Here is a 1,351-nt window from a genome sequence, read left to right as displayed (position 1 = left end):
CCGGTCAATATCCTGGTGGGCGAATACGGGTCAACGGCCGAGTTCCGGGAGCGGGTTCGACGCGAGTATGGCCTGGATCAGCCGGTGCTCACGCAGCTGGCGGTCTATCTCCAGCGGGTCTTCCGGGGGGATCTCGGCTATTCGTTGTATTTCAATCAGCCCGTCATCGGGCTGATTCTGCAGCGGTTGCCGGCGACCGTTCTGCTCATGGCCTCGCAGCTAGTCTTTGCGCTCGTGACCGGGGTGTCGCTCGGCGCGGCGGCGGCCCGACGGCCCTACTCTCTGCTGGACAACGCCTCGACCGGCGTGGCCCTCATTGGCTACTCCATGCCGGTTTTCTGGTCGGGACTGCTGTTCATTCTCCTGTTCAGCACGACGCTGGGCCTGCTGCCCTCGGGCGGCATGCGGTCATCTCGCGAGGAGATCGCCGGTCTGGCGGCGGTCTGGGATGTCCTGAGGCATTTGCTCCTGCCGGCATTCACGCTGGGGCTGGTCAACCTGGCCCTCTACGTTCGCCTGACCCGCGCCAGCATGCTCGAGGTGCTCTCCCAGGACTATGTGCGGACCGCGTGGGCGAAGGGCCTGAGCGAGCGCCGGGTCACCCGCCATCATGCGCTGCGCAACGCATTGCTGCCGGTGGTGACGATCACCGGCATCGATCTCGGCCGCATGATCGGCGGCGCCGTCCTGACCGAAACGGTGTTCGCGTGGCCGGGCGTGGGCACGCTGACATTCACGGCGCTGCAGACGCGCGATTATCCCGTCATCGTCGGCACGTTCATGTTCGTGTCGATCGGCGTCATTCTGGCGAATCTGCTGGTGGACATCCTCTACTGCGTCCTCGACCCGCGGATTCAGTATGCGTGACGCGGCCGATGCGTGAGGTCGTCGGCCCGGCGTCGGCATCGCCGGCCCCCGCAGCAGGGCGGGCGCGCGCCAGGCCGCCCGCGACGTTCCTGCAGCGGTTCGCGCGCAATCGGGCGGCTGTTGGGGGGGCGGCAATGCTGGGCATCCTTATTGCCGCCGCGGCGCTGGCAGGGGTCGTGGGCGCCGGGTCGCCACGCGCGATGAGCGAGAGTCCGCTCGCGGCGCCGAGCCGCGGCCACCTGTTTGGCACCGACGATCTGGGGCGCGACATCTGGACGGGCGTGCTTCACGGCGCCCGAGTCTCGCTGATGGTCGGTGTGCTCGCCGCGACCACGTCGGGGGTGATCGGCGTGCTCGTCGGGTCGGCCGCCGGCTACTATGGCGGACGCCCCGGTGACCTGTTGATGCGGATCACCGAGTTCTTCCTGGTCATTCCGACCTTCCTGCTGGCGCTGGTGCTCGTGGCGGTGACGCGACCGAGCAT

General features: G+C 67.9%; 2 protein-coding genes. Both read left to right on the top strand.

Annotation, left to right across the window (positions count from 1 at the left end; genetic code table 11):
* A partial coding sequence (locus ACRDSQ_RS22895) for an ABC transporter permease (protein WP_431423918.1) occupies positions 1-867 on the top strand: 867 nt, incomplete at its 5' end.
* A 134-nt stretch (positions 868-1,001) separates the two neighbouring features.
* The coding region (locus tag ACRDSQ_RS22890) for an ABC transporter permease (RefSeq protein ID WP_431423916.1) at positions 1,002-1,351 on the top strand (350 nt) is incomplete at its 3' end.

Origin of the sequence: Actinokineospora sp. (genome assembly GCF_050699995.1) — a bacterium.
In the GTDB taxonomy this organism is placed as follows: domain Bacteria; phylum Actinomycetota; class Actinomycetes; order Mycobacteriales; family Pseudonocardiaceae; genus Actinokineospora.
This window is presented reverse-complemented; position numbering and strand designations above follow the sequence as displayed.